Below are 24,623 nucleotides of genomic sequence, written 5' to 3'. Positions count from 1 at the left end.
ACCACCAAGCTTGAGGCATCGTCCGCTTATTTCTCTTTCAGATGAGCTTGAAAGAAATCCGCAGTAGCCTTATAGGAACGGATGAAATCTTTCCAGAGGAGGAAGTCGTGGATTTCATCCGGATAAACGATCTGTTCGAAGGGCACGTTCTTTGCGCGTAGCTTTTGGACGAGAGTGACCATTTGACTGAATGGCACGTTGCGGTCATCATCTCCCTGGATCAGCAGTACTGGCGACTTCCACATGTCGATGGATTCATTGGGTGACGACGAGAAAGCCAGTTTTTCCGCCTCCTTATAGTCCGGGGCTGATTTGGCGCTCTCCTCCCATGCCGGCAGGAAGTCGGACCAGTCGTGCACTCCGTGGTAGTCGACTCCGGCTGCGAAGATGTCTGAGTTGCGCCCCAATCCCAGGGCCGTCAAAAATCCGCCGTACGATCCGCCCCATAGGCCGATTCGATGAGGATCGACTCCGGGGAGGCCTTGAAGATAATGAGCGCCCGCAAGGACGTCGTTATATTCCGCGGCGCCACGCCAGCCAGAGTTAGGTGAGTTGCGGAAGTCGCGGCCGTACATGACACCCAACCGGTAGTTGACCGAAAGAACCGTATATCCCAGGCTTGCGAGGTATTGATTCTCTGCATACGCATTGTGGTAGTAGTCCATGTAGTGAAATCCCAACATCATTTGGCGATACGGCCCACCGTGTGTGTAGATCAATGCTGGCCCCGGTTTGAGCTGACTTTTGGGGACAAAAAGTTGACCGTGGATCGTAACTCCATCAGCACTTTTGAAGATGATTTGCCTGGGTATGACAAGTTGTTGTGGGTTTGGGAAATCTGACGGAAGTGCACTTTTTGTAATTAGTTCGCGGCTACCTTCTTTCAAGCGGTAGACAAGCGCTGGCGAGGTGGCGCTTGAGCCGAGACACACCACATCTTTTCCGTCGCCAGTAGACTTGGGTGACCACTCAATTGTCTCCCCCGTGACAAACGCGCGTGGAGGCTCTCCTCCAGCGGCCGCAACACGCCACACATGGCGTCGGTCTATGTCATCCTGGTTTGAGGTCAGCAGAACTGAAAGTTTGTCGGCGGTGAGCGAGACATCTTCGACGTCGAAGCCGCCAGGTGTCAGCAGGACTGGCTGGCCTCCGACCGACGGGATAGAGTACAGATGATTCCATCCATCCATCTCTGAACTAAATATGACTCTGCCGCCCGCTGCAAAGAGAAGCTGCGAAGGACCGAAGAGCGGAAGGGAGTCGTCCATTCCAAGCCGGCTCTTCCAGATTGGTGCGGCTGCATAGCTGTGCGTGTCTGCAATCCACAAACTCCAGGGTGTTGCATGAAGCGGGATGATCGGCCGCTTCTCCTCGACTCCTGCGATGCGCAGAAAGGCGATCTGAGATCCGTCAGGAGACCATTGCGGCGAGAGGTCGCGATCGGTTGAGGGAGCTATGTAATGAATCTGCGTGAGTACGCCGCTGTTTACTTCGAGAACTGCGGTGAGAGTGTGATCTCCACGCTCTACGGTAGCGATAAGGCGAGTGCCATCGGGCGACCACTGCGGTGAAGAGACACTTCCACGAATATCGGTAAGTTGCTTCGCGTCCGTTTGGGTTGGGTTGGTTGAAGCGATCCAGAGAGCGTGCCTGGCGGGCCAGACTACCCAATTACCATCGGGGGAGATCTCAATGTCTTCGCAGCCTTCAGCTTCGCATCCCATCTCTCCAAGCAGGCGGGGTTCGCCGTCGTCCAAACTCGCAATCCACACCTGCTGTTTCGGCTGCTTTACGCTGGCGACTGCATTGGCAGCACGGCCTACACTATTTGATTCCGTTCCGCGGGCATAGACAACGCTGTGACCGTCCGGTGTCAGCCGCAACGAGGCGATTGGCTCACCGTTGTCGCCAGTGTAGTGCGTGACCTGCCTGGGAACGAGCCCCGTCCCGTCTGCAACCCAGACGTTCTGGGCACCCTTCAGGCTGAAGACCCACGCTGCCCGTGAACCCTTCCGTGCTGTGGTGAGCTGTGTCGGAAACGGCGAACTCATGATTTGCTCAACCGTGAAGGACTGCGCCGACAGGCAATTCGATGGAAGAAGAAGAAGGCTAAAAACGGCAGTGACAATTAGCGGAAGGCGAAAGTTCTGAAAATACCTGCTCATAATAGTCATTCTTACGACCTCTTTCCTAAGAGCTAATATTGGCCATGCATCGCTGGGAACGCATCGCTCGCTAAATACTGAAAAGCAATGTTTGTTGCATTGAATCATGCTGGCGTCAGTCTGGTATGAATACCCCAAATTGTCAATGTCTTTTGCAGTTTGATTATTTGCGCGATGTGCGTTCTGCAGTATGAAGCAGCTAATGATCAGTTCTGATTTGGCAGCAAACATTGCTCCATGAAATAGAGTAATCCCAGTTTCAGCGAAGTCCCTATCTACCGTAGCTATCACAGAAAGGAGCACGTGTTACTGACTCAGCTTGGGCTGATTTGCCGGAATTTGAACAACACAGTTGACAGAGTGGCTTGTATCCGCAATGCTGCGTCTATCATGCAAATTAGCCAGCAACCGCGTTTTGCCGAAGATCCCAAGAGCTGGATGCAGCTCCTTAGTCCGCGTCGCCAGGAGATCCTACGGCGCGTCATGCAGCATCCACGTGAGTTTGTCCTTCTCAGCGTGAGAGCTGCAGCAGAACGTCTGGATACGGACGCCGCAACGATGGTCAGGATCATCCAGAAGGTCGGTTTTGAAAACTATCGGGCGTTCCAGAACTATTTGCATGATCTGTCCATTGCAAACGCTACCTCCCTCGACGGCATGCAAGCAAGCGGCGCAGGAGACGCGAAGATTCCGGATCATCTTCAGGCCACACTTGAGCAGGATTTCAAGAATCTAAACGCGGTCCGAAACATGCTGGACGTGAAGCGACTTACGCTTGCGGCGAAGAAGATCCACAGTGCCAAACGGATCTTGATCATCGGTGGAGACCTCGCCGCAAGCCTCGTGCAGTACCTTGAGCACCATCTAACCGTCATAGGTCTTCCCGTCTACACGGCGACGACGATCGGACGCAGTACTCATATCTCACGTCTGTTTGGTAAGGGCGACGTGGTCATCGCGGTCAGCTTTCGTCGGGGCCTGCGTCAGACTGTAGAGGCTCTTAAAAAAGCGCACGACAACGGCGCCTACTGCATCGGTATTACGGGCACATATGTCTCTCCCGTTGCACGTTTTACTGACGAATTTTTCGTTGCCTCCGTAGATAGTGGATCATTCCTCGATTCCTATGTTGCTCCTATGGCGATTGCAAATCTCTTACTCGTCGCCTGTGCGAATCTGGATCGGGAGGCGACTATAGTGCGACTACGAGAAGCGGCAAAGGAGCAGCGCGAGGGCTTTCGTTGGTATGAGTCACCCTAGATGCCTTCGGCCCAAAGTATTCTTCCCGCGTCGGGACAGAACGACTCATTTGACCGCTGCGCGATCCAGATCTTCGAAGGTAAGGTTGGAGATAGAGTAATGACGGTAGTCCTTGTAGTCGAAGTGCCACCATTCAAACTCATACACCGTAAAGCCCTCTTCTTCCATTGCCTCGCGTAGGAGGTGACGATGCCATCGCTGCAGCGACGTACCTCCAGGGTAGAACGGATAGGAACGCTCAGACATCTCATCGTAGCCACCTGTCATCACGATGGGCTGTCCAGTCTTGAGGTCATATAGAGTTAGATCCACCGCGCAGCCGCGATTATGCCGAGAACCCTGGCTCGGATCAGCTACAAAGATCTTTTTGTCATCTGGTGTTCCATCCCAGAACATCTTGGTCACATACCAGGGACGGTATGAATCGTGAATTAGGAGACCATAGCCAAGCTTGTGGAGCGTCTGAGAAGCACGCACGACTGCTTCCGCGGCAGGACGCTGCATATACGCACGTGGCTGCAGGTACAGCGGCGCCCTCAGGAAGTTCTTCGAAGTTGCATAACGGATATCGAGCTTGATTGACGGATCCAACTTATTCAGTTCAACCAAGTCTGCAGGGCGTAAGTTCCCTGCTTCAATGGGTGGCTTGCTGGCTAATGCCTCTTTACGTAGTTGTTCTACAGGCTTCAAGGGTTTGATCTGAAACACGGAGCCGTCAGCGTTCGTCTGCAGTTTGGGAAACAACACACCGCCGACTCTTACACCGCTGATCGTTCCATCGGCATTGCGTTCGAAGATAGCCGTCTCGCCCTGGTATAGACCACTCTCCGTGAATCGGAAGTGATCGGGTGAGATCTCTTCCAATGCGGCAAAATCGAACCACTCGATCAGCAGCTTCAAACGCCCACGGTCTTCAAATGTATAGAGCTTATTAAAACTCCAACCGTACTCTCCGACCAATTGCTTAATTGCAGGGGACGCTTCTAAAGGCATCGCGTTCGTATGGCGTTTATATGTCTGGCCATCCATTTGAACTGTGTCTGTATTAGTCCCGTTTCCTTGGAATATTATCTTTGCCGGGTCGTATCCAATCCTGCTGTCCTTGATCCAATAAGTCCCTGCATCTTTTAGTTCGACCTTGCTTCCTCCCTCTGGCCGGGAGAGGAAGAGCCGCCCGCTCTGCTCAACTAAGTCAACCTCATCTTTTCCATTGCTATAGTGTCCATCTGCCTTCCGCGCCAAATCGGGTGAAATCGCGCTGGTAGAGAACAGTTGTGGTAGTGGCTGACCATTACGTTGGCTCAGCATAAGGCGTAACGCTTCATCCGCAATATGGTTTGCCACCGCATTTGTGCTGTCCAAGGTCGTGATCACAATCACTCCGAGCTTATCGTCCGGAAGTCCAATGACTTGCGTGGCAAAACCATAGATCGCTCCACCATGGCCGAATGTGCGATGGCCCTCGATGTTTCCAAGCTGAAAGCCAAGACCGAAAGAGCGCGGTGCATTGCCAGTAAACTGCGGCGTCCACATCTCATCGAGCGTCCTGCTCTGTATGACCTGCGTCTCACCAGATCTGCCTCCGGCAAATAACACGCTTAGAAATCGACCGAGGTCTGTAACCGTTGAGTACATGCAGCCGGCAGGCCCTTCGCCAAGTTGGAATGTGGGAGCTGTAAAGTTGAGCCCATCGTAGCTCCACATCGAAGCAGCCGCCAAATTATTCATCAACTCTGGCTTCAGCTCGAAGGCACTGTGACTCATGCCCAACGGTTCCAGAACAGCATGACTAAGATATTTTGCGTAGGGATCGCCGCTTACGACCTCGAGAGTGTAACCAACCGTTGCAACTGCAGCATTCGAGTACTTCGTATGCGAGCCGGGAGCATACACAAGGGTCGTCTGGTTAAGACTCTGCACAGTGTCTTTAAGGCTCGGTTCCGATGCGTCGAAGTAGTGTCCTACGGGAGGTTCTCTCACCAGTCCGGATCGATGCGACATCAGTTCACGCAGTGTAATCGGTTGGCCAAAGGGATTATTCGGTTTGAAGTCTCTCAGGTATTTGCCGATAGGCGCATCCAGATCGAGCTGTCCAGCTTCCACCAGCTTCATCACACCAATATCGGTGAAGAGCTTGGAGACAGATCCGACGCGGAATAGAGTATCGGCGGTAGCTAAAATCTTATGATCTGGATCCTGATAGCCAAATCCCTCTGCCCAAACTATCTTCTGATTATCCACCAGTGCAATTGCGACAGCAGGCAGCTGTTTGTCTGTCATCTCATGTTGAATTGTCTGCGTGAGAGCTGTAGTGACGGGTCTCCACCTCTCATCGGGGGAGATATTGCTTGCTAAAGATACCGGCGACTGCGCCGACGCGTGACACACGAAGACACACCCTGAGACAGAAGACAGCAGAAAACCTAAAACCCATAGGGGTAGAAACGTAAGAGCTCGAAGATTGCGCTGACATATGGGACCCAATCTCGTATTCGGCATCACTGCTCCTAAGTGCTGTTTGAGCTAAGGTAACGGTAGATCGAGGCCCCTACCCTGTCCAAACAGAATGCTTCCCGGCTTCGCGCCGGTATGCTGCGCCTTATCGATCACGATCTCCCCATTCACCAGGACGTAGGGAATTCCATCAGGATATGCAACGGGCTGCTCATAGGTAGAACGATCCTGGATCTTGTCGTAATCGAAGATCGTTACATCTGCTCGCGCCCCCTCACGAATAACACCACGATCGGAGAGGCGAAACCGCGTCGCTGGCCACGAGGTCATCTTGCGGATTGCATCCTCCAGCGTCAGCGTTTGAGTGTCTCTCACAAAGTGAGCGATAACCCGCGGGAAATTTCCGTATGCACGGGGGTGATTGAGGTCCGCTGGTTGACCTGCGATTTTGGAGGAACCGGAGTCGCTCCCAATACTCGTCCAGGGAAAGTGGAGAGCGGTTTCAACATCCTCTTCGCTCATCATGTGATATACCGCCAGCACACGCGAATTACCTTGTTCCACAAGATCGAACGCTGCGTCAGAAGGGTCTTTTCCCATCTCCTTCGCAATCACCGTCATCGACTTGCCTTCGTATTTTTTATTCGCTGGGTTCGCAGCATCCACGAGTATGATTCCGTCCCATCCTCCCGCTGCCTCAATAATGTCCCACCACCCAGGCGAGCCAGTCTTCTGCTCTTTCTTAAGACGTTCACGAATCGCAGGATCCTGAAGGCGTTTTTTTAGAGCATCATGTCCGCCGTCGAAGGCCCACGAGGGAATGGTCGCTTCAAGCCCGGTTCCACCGGCTGTGTAGACATACAAGTCTCCGGCCACTTCGTCACCGCGCGCTCGAGCCGCAGCGACATGCTGTCCAATAATTGCCATGGACTTGCCCCAGTCAGGCTGATAAGCAACCTTCAAGTGAAATATCTCCGCTGGTATGTGTGCCTTCTCAGAGATTTCAATTAGTTCATCAACCGCCTGAACAACTTCTTTGCCTTCGCCACGCATATGGCTGGCATAAAGACCGCCGTATACACCTGCAACCGAAGCCATTGAGATCAGCTCGTCCGTTTTCGCATAACTGGAAGGGGGATAGATAAGAGCTGTCGTCATACCCATAGCTCCCTGCTGCATGGCTGTTGCCATCAGGCCCTTCATACGTTTCAACTCTTCGGCGATAGGAGGACGGTCGACCTGTCCGATCACGGCGACCCTTGCCTGAGTTTCACTGTAGTAGCTGCCAAAATTGATGCTGATTCCCTGCTTCTGCAGCTGGGCGAAGTACTCGCCAATCTGGGCCGCCTCGACCGGCGTTCCCCCTTCCCCTGCAATCGCAGACGTCACGCCTTCGCGAAGCTTGTTTTCGGCGAGCCCATTCTTCAGAAGCACTGATCCTGACTGATCCATAACATCAATCCAACCAGGTGAGACATACAGGCCGGTGGCATCGATCTCACGCTTGCCAGTCCCAGCGACTTTGCCAACCTTGACGAATCTACCTCCCGAAATTGCAACATCTGCTGCTATCCACGGATTACCTGCACCATCGAGTACCCGACCATGCCGAATAACGACATCATATGTTGAGCCTGAACTCTCAGCGGCCTGAGACAATCCCACTCTGCAATATATAAGACACAAGGTCAAAATACTCAAAGCCTTGAGCCAGTTCAGTTTTGCCATGGACCCTCCGAAAGAGTTTCTATTCACTTAAATGGAGTTTTGCAAGCCTGCAACATTTGTTACACAAAAAGGAGTAAGGTGAGAATCGTACACACTATAGCCCGCAAGTCAATAATTATCTCAATCAAAAGAACTTCGCGAAACTCAGCTCATTTATTAGAAGTATTGTGCGAATCAAATCTCATAACGTAAGAGATCACTTCGGAAAGGTCTTCCGCATGTTCACAGCAACTTGCAACTATTTGAGCAGTGAGCGCAGACCATATAGATTGCACTCACGCAGGAGCTATGTACTCGCTGCATCTCTATGCTGTAGCGTAGCTGCTCACTGCTTGTCGCGGCAGCCACTCCTCTTTGCGAACAGTTAGCCGCTCGATAAGATCATGGCGTAAAGCAAAGCCGAGGCCCGGTCCGTCCGGCATCATGATTGTGCCTTTTGAGCTAACCGTTACCTCGGGTTCAATGATGTCATCTTTCCAGTAGCGCTTACTCGCAGAGACATCACCCGGCAATACGAAACCCGGCAGTGAAGACATTGCGATATTGTGTGCTCGTCCGACGCCAGACTCCAACATACCGCCACACCAGACCGGAATTCCATGCTCCAAACAATACTGCTGAATACGTTTCGCCTCTGTATGCCCCGATACACGCCCTAACTTGATGTTGATAACCTTGCAAGCTTCAAGCTCCACGGCTGCTTGAGCGTCCCGAAGTCCGTGAATGCATTCGTCCAGGCAAATAGCCGTACTAAGTTGACGTTGCAGTGCAGCATGTTGATAGATCTCATTCCACTCGAGCGGCTGCTCGATATACGTGAGATTGAAACCGTCCAGTTGCTTCAGAAGTTCAACATCCTGCAAGGTGTAGGCAGAGTTTGCATCTACGGTGAGTGCAATATCCGGATAGTGCCGACGTGCCGCTTCGACAAACGCGACATCTTTACCAGGCTTAATCTTGAGTTTAATGCGCTTATAAGATGCGGAGAGCTCTTCTCCGATCTTGTCGAGAAGACTCGGTATATCGCTATGGATTCCAAGCGAGACGCCACAGGGAATCTCTCGCTGAGTGCCTCCGAGCAGAGAGTGAAGCGGCACGCCGCCGTGACGCGCAAGTACATCCCACGTCGCATTTTCAACGGCCGCCTTTGCCATCTCATGGCCTCGAATTGGCGCCATAGCATGGAGAACTCCGGCTGCATCCGTGAAGCTGTTTCCCACCACAAGCCGAGCAATAAAATTGCGAAGTATGAGCCACGCAGTATCTGTCGTCTCAGGGTTGTAGAAAGGACCTTCTCCTGCCGTGACCTCGCCCCATCCAATTCCCTCGTCTGTCTTCAACTCTACGAGAATGATCCGGCGGTCCTGCGTAACACCGAAGCTGGTCTCGAACGGCTTGGACAAGCGCATGGCGATTTCGCGTGCTTGAATGCTCTCTATCTTCACAATTTCTCCAGAATGTAAACGTGAGTATCGATTTCTTTACGGAAGCCACAAACAACATAGCCTTTGCTGAAGTAGTCCACAAACTGTTCGCGAAGGGCCGCCTGTGCTGTCGAGTCAATACGACCGCTTGGTGGCGGCAAACGTATTTCCAAAATATTTTTGCCATGAACTATGGGCCCGCCAGCCAGGATCTCATTGACACGTCCGCTTTGAAGATTCCACTCGATAAGCAGGCGGTCAGTTGGCAGGCCACCATGAAGAGGGCTGGTGGTAATGCCGTATAGATTGGGAATATAGGCCCTTGCAATACCGCCCAGTCGTACGATATTGAAGTAGGCGTTGCGTGACTGCAATGGGTCGAACGTCCATTGAATGGTTTCGATACCCCGAGCAAGGGCATCGGCGCGCTGAGCTAGCTTAAGCTTCCGGCCAACACCTAAGTTCTGATAATCGGGATGCACTCCAACACGATGTGAGTGCAGCCGGCCAACAGGCAATGTCGCAAACGCGAGTGAAAAGCCGACCACCCGATCTTGATCGAATGCTCCAAGTGTTTGGCCAGCAAAACGGGATGCGACCGTTAGCATGGAACGAGAGTCGACTTCAAGGTCAAGATAGCCCCAGACACTACGCTGCAACGAAACAGCGCCATCCAACTCCTCGTGAGTGCGCAGCGGACGGATATTGATCTCGGGTTGGGAAGAAAAGGTCATTTTGGATCGAAGCAAGTCAAAAATGGAACAAACGTTGCATATTCTATAAATCTAGTTCCGTCTAGCAACTGTAGGGGAGCATTTGCGGGTTGTCAAACCTAAAACGACAACAAAAATAAACTACGAGAAAGATATTAAGTCAGAGATCTTCTAGTTGTTTTTACAGAGAATCCTGAGAGCCAGCTTCACAATTACGTTGACAGACCTCACCTTTACGCGTGACACTGACGTCATACAAGCCTCTCAAGTTAATGCAACATTTATTGCTATAGGTTCTCGAGCCCCCAGATCTTTGCTTTTTGGAGTACCTAGAAAAGTACTATTTCGCCGATTCACAACAACGAAAACCAAGTGTTGCTCGTACTTGAACATCAGAAGCGCATCATGTTCAACCGACCTTTCCACGCAAGTCAGCAGAGGATGCCAAGGATGCATGATTTGAGCGACAGATGCTTCGCGAAGACATCGGCGTCTGTATCCGAGTCGACGGCATTGGCACGCGAGCTAACTGCCTGGGATGGGTTTTCAGTTGTTGCAGGATCAGTCATCGGTTCAGGCATCTTCCTTGTACCCGGAGCAATTGCTCTTCATCTCACTTCCGTCCGTAGTGTACTTCTCATCTGGCTGGCCGGCGGGGCGCTTAGTATATTCGGTGCACTCTCGCTTGCAGAGATGGCTTCCATGTTTCCAGCGGCAGGTGGACTCTATACGTATCTACGTGAGGCATACGGCAAAGTGGTCGCGTTCCTTTATGGTTGGGGATTGCTGACCATGATTCAGAGCGGCAGCATCGCCACGCTTGCCACAGGATTCGGCCTTTATCTTTCTCAGCTTATACCGCTCACATTGTGGCAGCAGAAGCTTGTATCGGTGGCTAGTGTAGTCATACTTACCGCGGCCAACCTCATGAGCATGAGACACGCCAAGCATATTCAAAATATTGGGATGGGAGCGAAATTTCTGGGTTTGATCGGACTCGCTAGCCTTCTATTTGAGCACGGGCACGCTGCCACATTGAGGCTGGGATGGAACGCTCCAATGCATACCGGTTGGATGGCCTATGGCATCGCACTCATCGCAGTACTTTGGGCTTATGAAGGCTGGCACGTCGTTTCTTTTACTGCCGCAGAATTTCGCAGCCCGCAGCGCGATCTTCCGCGCAGCCTAATTGGTGGAACACTTTTCGTAGCTGCTATCTATCTACTCTTGAACGCCGGCTACTACATGGTGTTACGGCCTGATCAGATTGTAGGCGTGGGGAGCGCAGCTGCCACTGCCGCCCAGGCCGCCTATGGAGCAGGCGCCACGCGCCTTATCTCACTGCTCATTGTTACGTCCATTCTTGTTGCCATCAACGGTATGACGGTTACGGGACCTCGCGTATATTATGCAATGGCCAGAGATCGTGTCTTCTTCCAGAGTCTCGGCACTACGAACTCACATAGCAAAGTGCCGACTCGTGCCCTGCTTATCCAAGGGATCTGGGCATCGGTGCTTACTTTGGCGGGAAGTTTTCAGCAGCTCTTTACCTCCGTAGTCTTTACGGCGTGGATCTTCTACGGCCTCGCCGTAGCTGCCGTCATCGTGCTGCGCATCAAGTACCCGGATCGCGCTCGCACCTTCCGCACTCCCGGCTATCCGGTGTTGCCAATCCTCTTTGTCATAGCAGCTACGGTAGTCGTGGTAAGCACGATAGTGAGTGCGCCAGCCCGCGCCATGACAGGCTTCGGCCTCATCCTCCTAGGATTACCTCTCTATTTTCTCTTCCGCTGGTACGAAGCGAAGAACACTCTTATTCCCTCAACTCTGGAGATCTCGAATGAATAAAACGTTGTTGCTCGCCCCGCTCGCCGCCATTGCGATCAGTGCAATGAACTGCGTCTCCCAGACTGCTAAACCGCAGACATTTTCCGAGGCAGTCCAACAGATAATCAGTGAGCCTCAGTTCCGGCACGTCAGCTTCGGCATTGAAGTTTATTCACTTGACGACCAGAAGCCGCTCTTCACGTTGAATAGTCAGAAGTTATTCACGCCAGGATCCACCACGAAACTACTCACCGAAGGGACTGCACTACAACTTCTCGGGCCCGACTACCGGTTCCATACCTTCGTCTACCGCACGGGTGAGATCGATAGCAAGGGAACGTTGAAGGGAGATCTGGTGCTTGTAGCCAGCGGAGATCCTAATCTCTCGAATCGTCTTCAGCCCGACGGCACACTGGCGTTTGCGGATGAGGATCACACCTATGGCGGTCCGGAGTCGAAACTTGTCCCTGGAGATCCGCTCGTGGTTATCAAGGAGTTCGCGAAACAGATATCAGCGGCAGGAATCAAACGTGTTCAGGGCAAAGTACTTGTCGATGTCAGTCTCTTCCCCGAGGGCGAGCGTGAGCTTGGCACCGGAGTGGTGATCTCTCCCATTGCGGTGAACGACAATGTGATCGACGTGACAATTCAGCCATCGGATGCGCCGAATAAGCCTGCCGTACTGACCTACTCGCTGCAGGTGCCTTCCATCCGATTCGAAAATCATATTGTCACCGTAGCCGGAGCCAAATCGTCTTTTGAAGAACCTGAGACCATTGATAACGCTGACGGCACACAGACGGTAGTGCTCGCCGGCTCCGTCGCTCAGTCCAGCGGACCTCACATCTACGGCTATCCAGTAGCCAGCCCTTCGCGTTTTGCAGTAGTCGCCCTCAATGAGGCACTGAGAGAGGTCGGGGTGAAGGTCGATGCCAAGCCGGATACCATCACAAGTGCCAGCAAATATGGCAGCTTCTCTACTCCGCAGTACAAGGTCGCAGAGCACGTTTCGGCTCCGTTTGCGGAAGAGGTGAAGGTAACCTTGAAGGTCAGCCACAATTTGCACGCCAGCATGACGCCTTACATTCTGGGAGCCGTTCTAGGTAAAACGACAGAGAAGATTGATCAGAAGGGTTTTGCGCTCGAGTATGATTTTTTGACGAAGGCCGGCCTCGATCTTTCTGGAGCTTCTCAGGCTGATGGTGCGGGTGGTGCATCCTCGGCCTTCTATACGCCAGACTTCATGGTGCATTATCTTGCTTATATGGCTAAGCAGAAGAGCTATCCAGTGTTTCTCAAGGCTCTGCCTATCCTCGGCAAAGATGGGTCGCTAGTCAAAGTTCAGCGGGACTTACCTGCCGCGGGTCATGTCTTCGCCAAAACCGGAACCTATGGCACTGAGGATTTACTCAACATGCATCTAATGCTCGAGGGTAAAGGCCTCGCGGGCTACACAACCACTCCAAGCGGACAGCGCCTCGCATTTGCCCTCTACCTCAATCATTTAGAGTTACCGGACGATTCCAATGCAGCAGAGATCGCGGGAGAGGCGCTGGGAGCTATCGCTTCCGCTGCCTATTCGCTTCCCATCGATAAGGCTACCCTCGACGTCCAGTAACTGCATAGAGTAAGCGAGATCAGGAGTTCCATGAAAGTCGTCAGTAAATTGCCCCCTCCGTCCATTGACATGTCGCTGTTGCTCACGGAGGCTCAGAGACGGGAGTCTCGACTTATAGATCGCCTGCGCTCACTGGTTGAAATAGAGTCTCCTAGCAGCGATAAAGAAGCCGTTGATCGGGCACTTACTTCATTTGCAGAGTGGGCTCAGGCGGCAGGCGGAACTATACGGCGTCACAAGCATCGTCAATACGGCGATTCTCTTGAGGTGCGTTTTAGCGGAAGTTCATCCCGAGAAAAACCCATCCTTCTCCTTGGCCATTTGGATACAGTCTGGGATCACGGCACCATCGTTCACATGCCATGGAGGGCGACAAAATACATCATCGCAGGCCCTGGAGTGCTGGACATGAAGTCCGGTGTCATGATGGCGCTCACCGCGGTTGAGATGCTGCAAGATCTGCATCTGCTTCACCGTCCGGTGATTATTTTGCTCCATGGTGACGAAGAGATTGGAAGTCCCGCATCACGTAAAGTGACTGAGGCAGTCGCCAGTCGTTGTAGCTCCGTCTACGTTCTCGAACCGGCACAAGGAGATGAAGGTGCTTACAAGACCGCACGCAAGGCCGTAGGCATGTACCGGCTCGCGGTGCATGGAACAGCTGCTCACAGTGGAGTTGATTTCGAACGCGGACACAGTGCCATCATCGAACTAGCCCGACAGATAGAAACGTTGAGCGACTTCACCGATTTGAGCCGCGGCATAACGGTCAATCCAGGGCTGATTGGCGGAGGAACGCGATCCAATGTCATCGCAGCCGAGGCTTGGGCCGAGATCGATGTACGCTTGGAACGCCAGCGAGATGTGACTACGCTCGATCGGAAGTTCAAAAAACTCAGATCACAGGACAAGTTCTGCAAACTGGAGTTAACAGGTGGTATAAACCGTCCCCCTATGGAAAGAACTACGGGCACGATCGCACTCTTTCGCCGTGCAAAAGAACTTGCCTCGAGGATGAATATCGAACTGGAAGAGGCTGCGACCGGTGGCGGTTCAGACGGCAACTTTACCTCTGCGCTTGGCGTACCCACGCTGGATGGCATGGGCGCCGTTGGCTCGGGCGCACATGCCATTCATGAACATCTCCAGCGCAAGCATATCGCGCCTCGCTTAGCACTACTTGCGGCCATGCTGATCTGACTGATTTCGGTGAGCTGTTATGAAAGCCACAATTACTCTCTTACTCTTCATCTCGATTCCATGGGTCGCCGTACGCAAACCTACGACGTTGTTATCCGCAACGGCCATGTGCTGGACGGAGCCGGAAACCCTTGGATTGCAGCTGATGTAGCGATCGCAAATGGCAAGCTCGTAAAGATCGGTAAAGTCACGGGACATGGCCGGCGAGAGATCGATGCCACCGGCAAGTACGTCTCCCCCGGCTGGATCGATATGATGGATCAATCCGGTGAAACTCTACTAGTAAACGACCTTGCCGATAATAAAGTGCGCGAAGGCGTAACTACCGTTATCGCTGGCGAAGGAGGCACTCCGGTTCCGGCCAATGAGGTCGAGAGGTAACTCGGCAAACTTCAACGACAAGGCATTAGTGTCAACTTCGGCAGCTACTTCAGCGAGGAGCAGGCTCGCGTCGCTGTGCTGGACCAGGCTGCGCGATCTCCTACGGCAGAAGAACTCGATAGAATGAAAGCAATCATGGGGACCGCGATGCGCGGCGGTGCCATGGGGATGACAACCGCACTCATCTATCCACCGGGCAGCTACGCGAACACCGACGAGTTGCCTCATCCGCGAGGGACAGTAAGCCGATGTAACTATCTTCGACTACGAAAAGATTCAGGACCTCTCAACGTATCGGGACCCGAATGTATATCCCGCCGGCATCGACTATGTTCTGGTAAGCGGCACCATCGTGGTCGACCAACAGAAGCATACCGGAGCAAAGCCAGGCGTTGCTCTCTATGGTCCCGGCTACAAGCAAACGAAGATTATGCCCTAGGTGGAAGCGATCAGAGCAACTCGACGGAGAACATCACCGTTGATTTTAAGCATCTGAGCTCGACCATCAAGGAACGAAACAAACTCCAATTCAAGCGTGCCCTCACCGCCGTTGACTGCGAAGCGATCGATACCTGTTGAATGCAACTCCTCCACCCCATCCAGCCATAACTTTCCATTGCGCTCAACCACGCGCAATGGCGACATCCAGGGGCTGTCATTGGTATACACACCTTTGTAGCGCTCTGCCTCTTCCATTCGTGAATCCTCGTGTGGTCCATGGAATCGTTCTCCGGCATACCATCGTGGCCCATAGCTCAGCCCAATAACGCCAGGAGACGAAGCGGACTTATCCCGCTCGAAGATAAGAGCGAATTCACTAGGTGCATCCGTAGAGCCACCGCCGTCCAAAACTCTTCCGTCTGCAGCACTAAATAGGTCAGGTCCCAGCGAACGCAGGCTGGTCATACCGCGAACGCCAGTAAGCACCAACGAACTTCCCTGAGCTTTGACGGTCAGTGTTTCGCCATCGGTCGACTTGTATACACCTCCGAACTCTTCGGGCCGCTTACAGTCGAGTGGATTCTCGATCCCCGGTTCCTTCGGAGCTGTACGACGCGATTTTTCGGCATATAACAGATCGACGGCAAACTTTGTCACCGGGTTCGGACGATACTCCTGCATCGCATTGATCGAGGCAAACGCTCCTACGCCCCCATCCAGATCAACGAGAATCGACGATGCAAAGGCGGTAGCTCCTCCGGTATGCCGAAGCATCATACGGCCATCGATCGTCTCCACTCCGACTCCGTATCCATAGCTAGCATTCGGGCTCAGGACGGGAGCCTTGATGTATGGTGTCGAGAACAGCTTAAAACCCTCCTCAGATACGATGCGCCCTGCAGGCCCGATCCCACGCCTAACGAGCATGCGCATATATTTAGCCATGTCGTCTGCGGTAGCCGCAATGCTACCCGCGGCATTGCTCATCAGCACATATCCGCTCGCCACCAGTGGATCAGCGACTGTGCAAGAACGATCGCGGTACTGGAACTGATATCCCGTGGGCATTCGAGCCTGAACACTGTCATCAATCTGTCCGGAAGCTCCAGCCATTCCAAGCGGCCTAAACACACGAGCGGTTACAACCTCCGGCCACCTCTGGCCATCCAAATGAGCGATTAGCAAACCAAGAGTGTCGTAACCCAGGTTGCAGTACGCGAACCGATCCCCAGGGGCATAGGCCTGCTTTGCCCGTTGCGACGGATCGCTCGAAAAAAGCTGCAACCAGTTGGGAAGCCCGGAAGTATGCGTCAAGAGATGATGCGCTGTGATCGGTCCGAAGTCGTTGACAAACGGAAGGTCAGGCATAATCTCGAGTACAGGCTTATGCAGATCAAGTTTGCCCTCGTCCAGCAGTTGCATGGCTACGATCCCAACAAATGACTTACAGATCGACCCAATCCAAAACGGTTGCTCGACGGCCACGGGAAGTCGGGCTTGAGAATTACCGTAACCAAATGCACGAGAGGTCACTTGATCGTCTGCGAGTAGCGCAACTGTCATCCCGGGCGCATGCATTGTCTCCATGTACCTCTTTACGAATCGGTCCAACGGCCCTGTAGACTGCTCCGCCCCCGGCGTCCCGCTCGCTGATGCAGTAGACGTATCAATCGGTAGAAGCGCTGCACCAAGCATCCATGCGCTCCGTCCAAGGAAAGATCTTCTATTTAGCTCATTTCGCATGCGTCAGAGCGTAACATGATATGCAATGAATGTTGCATACGACATTAAATAAATTAACGTGGCGGGAAACTTCATCTTTAAGTTGACACCATTCTCGCTTTCAGCAATGCTGCGACTTATGGCAACGAACATAACCGACGAGAATGGAATGCCGCCGGGCGGCCTGATGAGTTGGATGAAGCAGCTCAACCCGCGGCGACAGGAACTTATCCGCCCGGTACTAGAGAATCCGCGAGAGTTCGTTCTGCTTAGTGTCCGCGCCGCTGCGGCAAAGGTCCGCACCGATCCCGCGACCATGGTTCGGATCATACAGCGTATGGGATTTGAGAACTATCGGTCATTCCAGAACTACCTTCGGGATCTTTCCATCGCCAATGCAACCTCGCTCGACGGTATGCAGGAAAGTGCCAGAACACTCGCTAATATTCCGGATTACCTCAATGCGACTATGGAGCAAGATGTCAGAAACCTGAACTCGGTCCGGAACAAACTAGACGCGAAAAGGCTCGCGTCCGCTGCAAAACGCATTCATGGTGCCCGGCGAAGGCTTATCCTGGGCGGTGATCTTGCCGAAAATTTGGTGCATTACTTCGAGCATCACCTCACTCTCATCGGCCTTCCCGTGCTCATCGCAACAACCGTTGGCCGCAGCCTTCATATCACGCGCTCCATTGGCAAAGGCGACGTTGTTATCGCAATCAGCTTCCGCAAAGGGCTTCGCCAAACGGTCGAGGGGATGCAGCGAGCCCGCAAGAACGGCGCTTACTGCATCGGAATCACCGGAACTTACGTCTCACCTATTGCTAGGCTGGCTGATGAATTTTTTGTTGCCCCGGTCGAAAGTAACTCCTTCATCGACTCTTACGTCGCGCCGATGTCGCTGGCGAACCTGATTTTGGTTGCGTGCGCGAACTACGACCGTGATACGAGCCTTTCCCTGTTGCGCGAGGCTGCCAAGGAGCAACGCCAAGGCTTCCGCTGGTTCGAAACCGAATAATACAAACTATCACCGACGCGGATGACCAGTGGTCGTTTGTCCCGATCCTAAATAGCTATAACCTTTGATCCTAGCGCAAGTTACGCACCGCGAACAACGTTCTCCCTTTTCTCGTCCTATCTAACGTATCGCAACAGATGATGCGGTGAGATATCACGAGACATATCGCATTATTCCCCTAATTTTATTGTTGACCCTGTGACTAATCTGTCGCATACTAACCCGACTTACTACTTTAAAGAAACATACGTTGCATTGAAGTGAAAGCAGATCCATTCCTTAAATCCGAATAGATGCATGGGGGCACACATGATTTGTCCGTTGAATCGTTCCTTTCTCGCCTGTAAAGCCACGGGCACGTTCGCCCTCCTAAGCATCTTGCTCCTTCTAACCGTTTCCGGTATTGGCCAGGTAGCCTCGTCCATCAACGGTCGCGTGGTCGACGCACAAGGCGGAGGCATTCCAAGAGCAAGCGTCACCATTACCAGTTCCGATGTCGGCACTACCCGAGAGACTGTGGCTGACGGTAAGGGTGAGTTTTTGGTGCAGGGCTTGACTCCCGGTTTTTACACCATCAAGGTAAGCTCACCAGGCTTTGCGACTCAGGAAATTAAGAAGGCTGAATTGCTGGTCAACCAACCTCTTACCCCAACGATCACAATGACAGTCGCCACAGCCACCACGGAGATGACTGTGACCTCAGCTGCCCCCATGCTTGAGACCACCACCTCCTCGACCGGAGCCACCATTACACCGCGTCAAATCGAAGATATGCCGATCAACGGCCGAAATTACCTAGATCTTATGCAATTGGTGCCGGGCGTCGCAATCAACCGTCAGGCCAACACCGGAAGCGATGCGGCTACTCCTATTCTCGGCGAGCGCGGCGGCAATGCTGACTTCCTCATCGACGGCATGCCCAACAACGACTACCTGAACGGTGGCGCGGCCGCTCAGTTCAATCAGGACGCGATCCTCGAGTTTCAAGTGATTACCTCGTCATATAAGGCTGAATTTGGCCACTCCTCGGGAGGTGTCATCAACGTCGTCAGCCGCAGCGGAACAAACGACGTCCACGGACTTATATCCTTCTTTCATCGCAACTCTGTCTTCGATTCCTCCGACAACTCCTTGTCCAAACCGCCCTTTCTGCTTCGTTGGGACCCAGCGGCACAGATCGGTGGCCCTCTCCTTAGAGGCAAGATATTTGCCTTCGCCTCGGCAGAGCGCATCATGGAGTCCCGTCAACTGAACTTCGTCTATCCCGCAGGTCTTCCCCCTAGCCTTCAAGTGGCGGAAGCGACTTACGATAAGCATTCGATGACAGATGACACCCGTTTCAGAGTTCGCCTTGATGAACAGTTTGGGCGTCATCAGATAAGTGAGCAGGTAAACTACACCAACAATCACATCAGCGATTACCTTCCGCTCTCACTCACAACCAGCCTGCCATCAACACGCAGCAACATCGGCCAACGTTATCTCATGATTGGCGGCTCCGATGCTTGGCTTTTCGGCTCACAGAGCAATCCCTTCCTAATCACCTCCTACGCACAGTTTCGCGGAGAGCCTAGTCTCACAAGCGCCTCTCACCCACAGGCAGGCATATCTAACACTCTGGACAACCTCTTTTCCGGGCTCGATACTGGAGATCTGTTTGGTGATCAGGGTCAAGTTTCGTATGGAGCTGGATTTACGCCGTTGCAAATCTCTCAGGACTATATATCTTTTGGCTCCAACCTCACGAAGCACATCGGCAATCATGATCCAAAGATTGGATGGGACTACCAACACACGCATGTTGACGGCACTGAATCTAATTCACTCTTCAATCAATTATTCAGCACAGAATCGGATCTCGCTCAATATGGTTCTACAAACTCCGGCGTTTACTACCTGACTGAACAGGGAGGTACAACAGCACAGAATCAAATTCGTCTCCGTAACGCCTATGACGGTCTCTTCGCCCAGGACGACTGGAAGATCAAAGGCAACATCACGTTGAACCTTGGATTACGATGGGATTACGACTCAAGATTTCCCAATACTGGTAACGTTTCCCCTCGCATAGGGATTGCCTGGCAGGTGCTCCCCAAGACGGTCGTTCATGCCAGCTATGGAATCTTCTACGATCACTTCCGCCTGGGCATTGCAAGGGATGTTCCACAGTTCGGCGGTGCTACCGTAATCAGCGAGAAGTACATGTCTTTCCCTCGCCTCTTCTACGGAAATCCGAGCACGATTACAAGCTACTTCAACGGTCTCGGTGATAACGTACCTTGCGTTGCCAATAGTATGACCGACGCGCAGATCGCCGCTGCAAAACTGACCTGTGCTCCCGGCGTACCTCTTTATGGAATAGACCACCTCAACAACGCCACAGGTGTTGCGCAAAATGCAGTCGTCAACGAAAGTAATGTGCAGACAGCCAGCGGATTGTCCCCCGATGCGTTTCTCGCCGTAGCTGATGCCGCGATCAACCAGCAACCCGGTTACTTTACCTGGGATCCGTTCGGCAACCTATCCATCCACGATGCGTTCGCGCAATATACCGTTCCAGTTACAGTAGACCCGGCCTTCAAAACTCCCTACACAACTGCGATTCACTTTGGCATCCAGCAGGAACTCACTCCGACGATGACCTTGACGGCAGACTACTACCATCGCAACATCAATCACATTCTCGGCGTCCGTGTTACAAATCTCACCTTCGAATCACGTGAGGTTGGGAATTCCACCACTTACACAAATGGTACTGAGCGCGTACTTGGCTATGGACCGTGGTTAGGTGGTTTTTTCGATGGCCTAACGTTAGAGCTAGCGAAGCGCATGTCACGCCACTTCCAAGGCTCCATTGCATACACCTATGCAAAGGAGTGGGATAACGCTCTCAACTCAAGCCTGAACTCTAGTGCTCAGACCACCGGCGGCGCGACATACATTGGTGTTCCTACAGATAGCTACGTTGGACCAGTACCAAACTATACCGATCCGGTCACCGGCGCTAATAATGCTCAGCACGCTTTCATCGCCAGCAACGGCAACTATATCCCAAAGGTTCAGGCTCATTACAACGGGCCAGATCTTGACTATGGTCCTTCTGATCTTTCCATTCCACAAACCGTGCTGGCCCACGGTATCTGGGATATGCCGCTGGGTTTCCAACTGAGCGGAATCTTCAGAGCCCAATCGGGATTTGCTTACACGCTCGCCTCCAACAATCCGCCTGATGTGGATGGAGACGGTTTGTACGGCGGACGTGACCTGAACTTCATCCGCAACTCCAACCGAGCTCCCGTCTACATCAACATGGATACGCGAGTATCAAAGATCTTTCAAATCAAAGATGCTAAGCGGCTAAACCTCTACTTTGAGATGTTCAACCTCTTCAACAACGCAAATACCGCAGGCATCACGCAGTATGAAACCTTACCAGATAACAGCCAGCCTCCTACTACTACACAGACATTGCCTGGTCGAGAAGGCGAGGTTGGGCTGCGCTTCGACTTCTAATCGAAATCTCAGTCTCCCGAATTTTGTATAGATCTACTTCAATAGATCAAGAGCTGCATCGCTCATCGCCGTTACTCCGGTACTCAACGTCAGTTCCGGTAGTGGTGCAAACATACTAGAGTGAAGGGATGGTAGAGGTACGCCGCTGGTCACACTTGCTGCAACCTTCACCGGGTCGACCGCACCCAGCCAGAAGAGTACTGTCGGGATCGCATGGTCTGGCAAACCGAAGAGCCCGAAATCTTCACTCACCATCACTGGCTCGAGATCAAGGACATTGTCCGCTCCCAGGGCATCAGTGAGCACATGGCGCACGCGTGCGGTGAGCATCGGATCGTTGTAGATTGGCGATGTGAAATGCGCCACTTCGACCTGAGGCTTTCGTTCAGCCGGGACGCCGGCAATCAGGGCAACCCCATCCGCAGTGCGTTGTATATCCTCCAGGACATTTTTGCGAGTTGTTTCGTCAAGTGCTCGCACCGACAACCCCATCTTTACCTCATCAGGAATAATGTTGCTCTGTGTCCCACCGTGAATCGTGCCTACCGTCACCACCGCCGGGTGCGTCGGGAGTGTCTGTCTACTCACAATCGTCTGCACTGCCGTAACAAACTCCGCCGCCATCACAACAGGATCTTTCGTCGACGCAGGCATTGCACCGTGTCCGCCAACGCCTCTCATCGTTACAAAAACCGTTGTGGAGCTAGCCATCGCTGGTCCACTTGTGATGCCCACCATTCCTGCCGCAAGGGAGGCATTATCGTGCAGCGCAAGCGCAACGTCTGGTCTGCCAAAACGTTGATATAGATCGTCCAAAAGCATGGCCTGCGCTCCCTCGGCGAGTTCCTCGCTGGGTTGCCCAATCAAGATCAGGGTTCCATGCCACTTTGTTTTCTCTACAGCCATCACTCTCGCGACCCCAACCATGGTGGTCAGGTGAACATCGTGCCCGCACGCATGCATCACGCCCACCTCCTGACCAGCGGCATTTTTCGTTCGGACTTTGCTCGCGTAAGGCAGGTCAGTCTTCTCTATAACTGGCAGAGCATCCATATCTGTGCGAAGCAGGAGAGTCTTACCCTTGCCGTTCTTCATGACGCCAACTACGCCGTATGCCTGAGATCCATCGTTGTATCTGCCCACGTTCTCGGTAACTGTGTACCCCGCGGACCGCAACTGACCTGCAAGCCAAGCGGAGGTCTTCACCTCGAAGTGTGAGAGCTCCGGGTTCTCGTGTAACTCCTTATATGCGGAGATCAACTCAGGCATCTGATGCTTTACCAGCTCAGGAACGTCCTGTGATCTCGAACTCGCTGTTGCGCACCAGAGCGTCAAGCACACCACGACCCACAATTTCTTCTTCACATCCATGAGCTATCTTCCCCTCGACTTACTGTAAAGCGACGGTGTTATCGTCCACCTCTATTGGCAGGATGGTCTTTCTAGTGTGGTTCTCATAACAACTACGTGACTGTCGTCCTCACTTATTCAGGCTTGTTCGGCTGACTGCCGATCACATCGCCTGACACGACCAGTGCCACATGCCGTCTTTGCTGTCGTCCTGAGGCCGTTTGGTTATCCGCAATAGGACTGCTCTTACCGTATTCGACTGTGGTTACATTCGCCGCTGGAACGCCATTCGCTAGAAGGAAATCGTGAACGGCGTTAGCTCGTTTTTCACTGAGCGTATCGTTGTATTTATCACCACCGATCAAGTCCGCATGGCCTTCGATCTGCACCTTCAAACCCGGATACTCTTGCAGGATGTTCGCCACTTTCGTGAGACTGACCTGCGCGGCCGGTTTCAATGTATATCTCCCAGTGTCGAACTGCACATCGCTTATGTTGGCGATGAGGCCACGCGAGCTTTCATCGGTTGCGAGCACTGCATCCAGCTGGACCCTCAGCTTTTCACGCATCTGATCAGGTTCAGAAGTTCCATAATTGAAGACCGCCGCAACCTCAGCCAAGCTTGGCTCCATTAGACATCTTCTGGATCTCCATACCAATCGTCTTCCTGCTCTCTGCGTCCGCATTGTCAGCTACAAACTTGGCTTCACGGATGCGAGCGGAGCCGTTCAGGGAAGAGATTTGAGCAGCTGCCGCTTTCAGATAAGCAGCGTCACCGTTATCCTTAAAAAGACGCGTATTCCATGTGGCCAACCCTCCTTTGAACTTGACAATACCTTTTGTGGGATTGGGGTTATAACCGAGCTGGGAACAGGTCAGAGTGAGCGTCGCTTCTCGTGGAAGATGTTCAAGTCGATAGTACAAAAGCCAAGATTTGGAGAGCGCGATTCACCCAAATACCACCTTCATCGAAGAGCAAAGGGAGCTCCACTCTGCTGCCGTAAGAGGATGGGGAAATGCTATCTGAACCGCGTAAAGATATCTATGAAAAGGTTGAATGGGGCCAGTCTGAAATTGAATCTTCGCAACAGAGCCAGCTGAACCTGTCACTACCATAGGTACGCCAATAGAGGTCGCACCGGACATCAAGGCGATTCCACCGTTTTCTGGCGGAATCGCCGAGGTGAAGATAAGCTGACCGTGAAGTCCGCTCGAGGCACCTACACCAGTGGTTAATGCCATCTCTATTCGAGCGACGGTAGGACTAATCTTTTTTGCCTGAATGTCTGTGCTCTGGTCCGGCCAGATTGTGATGGTGAATGGACGATAGTCAGGCTTTCTGGCAGGCATCAGGAGCCCTTCCTTCGCCTCCGCCTGCACCTCGATGGAATAGCTTTGCGGCTTCACACTACGCAGAGGAGGCGACATACCAATAACGTGAAGATCGGCGTTTTGGCCAGCTTGTAGCTGCGGCACCTGAGAGATATCGAATTTAAGCGTATTCGATGAACCACTTCCGTCTGAAGGCTGAAGGTGTACGTCTTTGAGGCTAACTTCAACTTGGCCGAGCCGCGCCTGATTGCGGACAACGAGTGGGATATCAAGAGTATCTCCAACATGGAAGTTCTTCACCGTGGAGTTGGCGGCGAAGATGATGACATTTGGCCGCGCGAAAAGCTCAGTAAAGTTATCCCGAATGACCGTCAAAGCGCCAAAGAGTGCAGCTGTCCCGACGATCCAATTTCCCCATTTCGCAGGATTTTCTGTCCACTTCGGCATCCTGGGAGCTAAAACCTGTATGACCTCGCC

17 protein-coding genes are annotated in these 24,623 nt (G+C 52.8%); 7 read left to right on the top strand and 10 right to left on the bottom strand.

Going from position 1 to position 24,623, the window contains the following annotated elements:
• Positions 1-26: 26 nt before the first annotated feature.
• Positions 27-2,051, bottom strand: coding sequence for a prolyl oligopeptidase family serine peptidase (locus GSQ82_RS24230; protein ID WP_158794806.1), 2,025 nt, complete (start codon positions 2,049-2,051; stop codon positions 27-29).
• A 597-nt stretch (positions 2,052-2,648) separates the two neighbouring features.
• On the opposite strand from GSQ82_RS24230, the gene GSQ82_RS24225 reads away from it, so the two are divergent.
• A complete protein-coding gene (locus GSQ82_RS24225) occupies positions 2,649-3,425 on the top strand; it encodes a MurR/RpiR family transcriptional regulator (RefSeq protein ID WP_158794805.1) in 777 nt (258 codons plus the stop codon).
• A 45-nt stretch (positions 3,426-3,470) separates the two neighbouring features.
• Here GSQ82_RS24225 and GSQ82_RS24220 read toward each other — a convergent pair whose 3' ends face one another.
• The 4 genes from GSQ82_RS24220 to GSQ82_RS24205 form a co-directional block, all read right to left on the bottom strand.
• On the bottom strand, positions 3,471-5,924 hold the full coding sequence (locus GSQ82_RS24220; protein WP_256370116.1) for a serine hydrolase: 2,454 nt from the start codon (positions 5,922-5,924) through the stop codon (positions 3,471-3,473).
• Between the two features lie 24 nt (positions 5,925-5,948).
• On the bottom strand, positions 5,949-7,607 hold the full coding sequence (locus tag GSQ82_RS24215) for an amidohydrolase family protein (RefSeq protein WP_158794803.1): 1,659 nt from the start codon (positions 7,605-7,607) through the stop codon (positions 5,949-5,951).
• A gap of 305 nt (positions 7,608-7,912) precedes the next feature.
• Complete coding sequence (menC, locus tag GSQ82_RS24210) at positions 7,913-9,052, bottom strand: o-succinylbenzoate synthase (RefSeq protein WP_158794802.1); 1,140 nt, start codon at positions 9,050-9,052, stop codon at positions 7,913-7,915.
• Positions 9,049-9,765 (bottom strand): GNAT family N-acetyltransferase, encoded by a 717-nt coding sequence (locus GSQ82_RS24205; RefSeq protein WP_158794801.1) that lies wholly within the window; start codon positions 9,763-9,765, stop codon positions 9,049-9,051. The genes menC and GSQ82_RS24205 overlap by 4 nt, the downstream gene beginning before the upstream one ends.
• 429 nt (positions 9,766-10,194) lie before the next feature.
• On the opposite strand from GSQ82_RS24205, the gene GSQ82_RS24200 reads away from it, so the two are divergent.
• The 4 genes from GSQ82_RS24200 to GSQ82_RS24185 are packed head-to-tail and all read left to right on the top strand — an operon-like array spanning position 10,195 to position 14,770.
• Positions 10,195-11,592 (top strand): APC family permease, encoded by a 1,398-nt coding sequence (locus tag GSQ82_RS24200; protein WP_216847168.1) that lies wholly within the window; start codon positions 10,195-10,197, stop codon positions 11,590-11,592.
• Positions 11,585-13,189 (top strand): D-alanyl-D-alanine carboxypeptidase/D-alanyl-D-alanine-endopeptidase, encoded by a 1,605-nt coding sequence (gene dacB / locus GSQ82_RS24195; protein ID WP_158794799.1) that lies wholly within the window; start codon positions 11,585-11,587, stop codon positions 13,187-13,189. Before GSQ82_RS24200 ends, dacB begins: the two co-directional genes overlap by 8 nt.
• Before the next feature lie 30 nt (positions 13,190-13,219).
• Complete coding sequence (locus GSQ82_RS24190; protein WP_254061900.1) at positions 13,220-14,389, top strand: M20 family metallopeptidase; 1,170 nt, start codon at positions 13,220-13,222, stop codon at positions 14,387-14,389.
• A 60-nt stretch (positions 14,390-14,449) separates the two neighbouring features.
• A complete protein-coding gene (locus GSQ82_RS24185) occupies positions 14,450-14,770 on the top strand; it encodes a hypothetical protein (RefSeq protein ID WP_158794798.1) in 321 nt (106 codons plus the stop codon).
• 435 nt (positions 14,771-15,205) lie between these two features.
• Here the strand turns inward: GSQ82_RS24185 and GSQ82_RS24180 are convergent, their stop codons facing one another.
• Positions 15,206-16,906 carry a serine hydrolase gene (locus GSQ82_RS24180; protein WP_158794797.1) on the bottom strand — a complete coding sequence of 567 codons (1,701 nt, stop codon included), beginning with the start codon at positions 16,904-16,906 and terminating at the stop codon, positions 15,206-15,208.
• Between the two features lie 166 nt (positions 16,907-17,072).
• On the opposite strand from GSQ82_RS24180, the gene GSQ82_RS24175 reads away from it, so the two are divergent.
• Positions 17,073-17,951: a MurR/RpiR family transcriptional regulator gene (locus tag GSQ82_RS24175; protein ID WP_158794796.1), complete on the top strand. Its 879-nt coding sequence runs from the start codon at positions 17,073-17,075 to the stop codon at positions 17,949-17,951.
• Positions 17,952-18,260: 309 nt separating this feature from the next.
• A complete protein-coding gene (locus tag GSQ82_RS24170; RefSeq protein ID WP_158794795.1) occupies positions 18,261-21,464 on the top strand; it encodes a TonB-dependent receptor domain-containing protein in 3,204 nt (1,067 codons plus the stop codon).
• 33 nt (positions 21,465-21,497) lie between these two features.
• Here GSQ82_RS24170 and GSQ82_RS24165 read toward each other — a convergent pair whose 3' ends face one another.
• From GSQ82_RS24165 to GSQ82_RS24155, 4 genes are all read right to left on the bottom strand, one after another.
• Positions 21,498-22,835, bottom strand: a complete 1,338-nt coding sequence (locus GSQ82_RS24165) for an amidohydrolase (protein WP_158794794.1) — start codon at positions 22,833-22,835, stop codon at positions 21,498-21,500.
• A gap of 113 nt (positions 22,836-22,948) precedes the next feature.
• Positions 22,949-23,434, bottom strand: a complete 486-nt coding sequence (locus GSQ82_RS24160) for an OmpA family protein (protein WP_254061898.1) — start codon at positions 23,432-23,434, stop codon at positions 22,949-22,951.
• Positions 23,427-23,627 carry a hypothetical protein gene (locus GSQ82_RS24610; protein ID WP_174243125.1) on the bottom strand — a complete coding sequence of 67 codons (201 nt, stop codon included), beginning with the start codon at positions 23,625-23,627 and terminating at the stop codon, positions 23,427-23,429. The genes GSQ82_RS24160 and GSQ82_RS24610 overlap by 8 nt, the downstream gene beginning before the upstream one ends.
• Before the next feature lie 135 nt (positions 23,628-23,762).
• Positions 23,763-24,593 carry a hypothetical protein gene (locus GSQ82_RS24155; RefSeq protein ID WP_158794792.1) on the bottom strand — a complete coding sequence of 277 codons (831 nt, stop codon included), beginning with the start codon at positions 24,591-24,593 and terminating at the stop codon, positions 23,763-23,765.
• Positions 24,594-24,623: the final 30 nt, after the last annotated feature.

This window comes from Granulicella sp. L60 (genome assembly GCF_009765825.1).
GTDB lineage: Bacteria > Acidobacteriota > Terriglobia > Terriglobales > Acidobacteriaceae > Edaphobacter.
This window is presented reverse-complemented; position numbering and strand designations above follow the sequence as displayed.